Here is a 2,523-nt window from a genome sequence, read left to right as displayed (position 1 = left end):
GGGTGGGGGGAGGGGAGGGGTCTGGCGGTCACCGGTAGGCGGCGAACGCCTCGGCGAAGGCGTGCGGCTGCCGGGGGGTCGAGGAGCAGGTGGCGTCGGCCCGGTCCACCGCGCCGCCGATCGCCTGGTTCCTGCCGCTCTTCCTGCGCCGGTGCGAGACCGTGCTGACTGTGCTGCCCATGGGGCCGACCTGCCTTGTGCGGTGCGGGTGTTCCGTCGGACCTCCGGTCCGGTGGGGGTCGTCCGGGGGCGCGGCAGCACGCTAGCGACCGGGAAACGGGCAAAGTGCCCGTTCCGGGCGGCAAGCGGGGATCTTAGGGCGCGCTTAAGGAAGCCATCGGGAACGGTTAAGCCGCGCCCGTCGCGGGACCGGTCAGCGGGGGCGGGCGAGGGCGAGGGGCCCGCAGCGGGCGGCGGGCGCGGCCCCTGGCGCGGCGGCGGTGCGGGTCGCGGCCGTCGGCGGCGCGCCCGTCCAGGGCGATCCAGATCCGCACCTCGGCGCCGCCGAGCACCGAGCGCCCGATCCGCACGTCACCGCCGGTGGACTCGGCGACCCGGCGCACGATGTCCAGGCCCAGCCCGGTGGAGCCGTCCCGCTGCCCGCTGTTGCCGCGGGCGAGTGCGGCGGCCGGGTCGGCGATGCCCGCCCCGGCGTCGGAGACCAGCACGATCACCGCGTCGTCGCCGTTGTGCACGTCCACCGAGAAGGCGGTGCCCTCGGGGGTGTGCCGGAAGACGTTGCCGAGCAGCGCGTCGAGGGCGGCGACCAGTTCGGGGCGGGCCACCGGGATGCGCACCGGCCCCTCGGTGCCGGCCAGCCGTACCGTACGGCCCTCGTCCTCGGCCAGCGCCGACCAGAACGCCATCCGGTCGCGGACCACCTCGGAGACGTCGCAGCCGGCGCCCGGCCCGGCCGCCTGGGTCTGCGGCTTGGCCTCCCGGGCGGTGCGGATGATGGTGTCCACCTCCCGCTCCAACTGGGCGACCGCGGCCCGGGTCTGGTCGGCGGCCGGGCCCTCGCCGAGCGAGGCGGCGTTGAGCCGCAGCACGGTCAGCGGGGTGCGCAGCCGGTGCGAGAGGTCGGCGGCCAGCTCCCGCTCGTTGGCCAGGAGCTGCACCACCTGGTCGGCCATGGCGTTGAACGCGGTGGCCGCGGCGTGCAGTTCGGGCGGCCCGTCCTCGGGGACGCGGGCCCCCAGCCTGCCCTCGCCGAGGTCGTGGGCGGCCCGGGCCAGCCGCTGCGCGGGGCGGACCATGCGCACGCCGAGCCGGTCGGCGACCGCGACCGAGCCGACCACCAGGGCGGCGCCGACCCCGGCCAGCACCAGCCAGGCGGTGGCGACCCCGTTGGTGACCTCGGCCTCCGGCACGTACAGCTCGACCACGGCGATCTGGCCGCTGGGCAGCGCGGTGGGCTGGAGCAGCACCGAGCCGCCGGGCACGGCGGCGATGGCGGCCCGCCCGTAGGCGCGGGTGGTGCGCAGGTCACCCGCCGCGGCGCGGCGCTTCCCGATCTCGATGGGCTGCCCGCCGGTCTGCGCGGAGGCCGGGATGTGCACGGCGAGCCGACCGGCCGCGCCGTCCTCGGTGGAGGCCACCGCCCGGTCCAGCTCCCGGCGGTCGGTGGTGATGGCGAGCGCCGGGCCCAGCGCGGCGGCCCGCCGCTCGGCGCCTGCGAAGGCGCGGTCGCGGGCCATCTCCTTGACCACCAGGCCCAGCGGTACGGCGAAGGCGGCGACGACCATCACGGTGACCGCGAGCGCCACCTTGACCAGGGCCCATCTCACCGCGGCGGCTCCAGTTTCACGCCGACCCCGCGCAGGGTGTGCAGGTAGCGGGGGCGGGCCGCGGTCTCGCCGAGCTTGCGGCGCAGCCAGGACAGGTGCACGTCGATGGTCTGGTCGTCGCCGTAGGACTGCTGCCACACCTCGGCGAGCAGCTCCCGGCGGGCCACCACGACCCCGGGCCGGTCGGCGAGGAAGGCCAGCAGGTCGAACTCGCGACGGGTCAGGTCCAGCGATACGCCGTCCAGTTCGGCCTGCCGGCGCAGCGGGTCCACGGTGAGGCCGCCGACGGTGACCACCCGGCTGGGCGGGGCGGCGGGCGTCCCGGCGCGGGCGCGGCGCAGCACGGCCGCCATCCGGGCGGAGAGGTGCTCCACCGAGAACGGCTTGGTGAGGTAGTCGTCCGCGCCGTCGTTGAGCAGCCGCACGATCTCGGTCTCGTCGTCCCGGGCGGTGGCGATGATCACGGGGACGTCGGTGATGCCGCGGAGCATCTTCAGCGCCTCCGCGCCGTCCAGGTCGGGCAGTCCGAGGTCGAGGATGACCACGTCGAAACGGTGGTGGGCGACCTCGCGCAGCGCCTCCAGGGCCGTGCCGACGCTCCGTACGAGGTGGGTCGCGTCGGTCAGGTGCCGGATGAGGGCGGAGCGCACGAACGGGTCGTCCTCGACCACGAGCACACTTGCCATGGGCGGCACCGTACGCCATCCGGGGGAGGGCGGGGCTCGGCGGTCGACGG

Annotated in this window: 3 protein-coding genes; all 3 read right to left on the bottom strand. The window is 76.3% G+C overall.

Annotated features, from left to right (window positions below; all coding sequences use genetic code 11):
- Positions 1–28: 28 nt before the first annotated feature.
- Positions 29–181, bottom strand: a complete 153-nt coding sequence (locus tag C6N75_RS31005; protein ID WP_181160664.1) for a hypothetical protein — start codon at positions 179–181, stop codon at positions 29–31.
- Positions 182–347: 166 nt separating this feature from the next.
- Positions 348–1,787, bottom strand: coding sequence for a sensor histidine kinase (locus C6N75_RS28955; protein ID WP_105871813.1), 1,440 nt, complete (start codon positions 1,785–1,787; stop codon positions 348–350).
- Complete coding sequence (locus C6N75_RS28950; RefSeq protein ID WP_181160663.1) at positions 1,784–2,473, bottom strand: response regulator transcription factor; 690 nt, start codon at positions 2,471–2,473, stop codon at positions 1,784–1,786. The genes C6N75_RS28955 and C6N75_RS28950 overlap by 4 nt, the downstream gene beginning before the upstream one ends.
- Positions 2,474–2,523: the final 50 nt, after the last annotated feature.

It is taken from the genome of Streptomyces solincola, assembly GCF_002982015.1.
Classification (GTDB): Bacteria; Actinomycetota; Actinomycetes; order Streptomycetales; family Streptomycetaceae; genus Streptomyces; species Streptomyces solincola.
The sequence above is the reverse complement of the archived record's forward strand: the minus strand, read 5'-3'. Positions and strand labels throughout refer to the sequence as shown.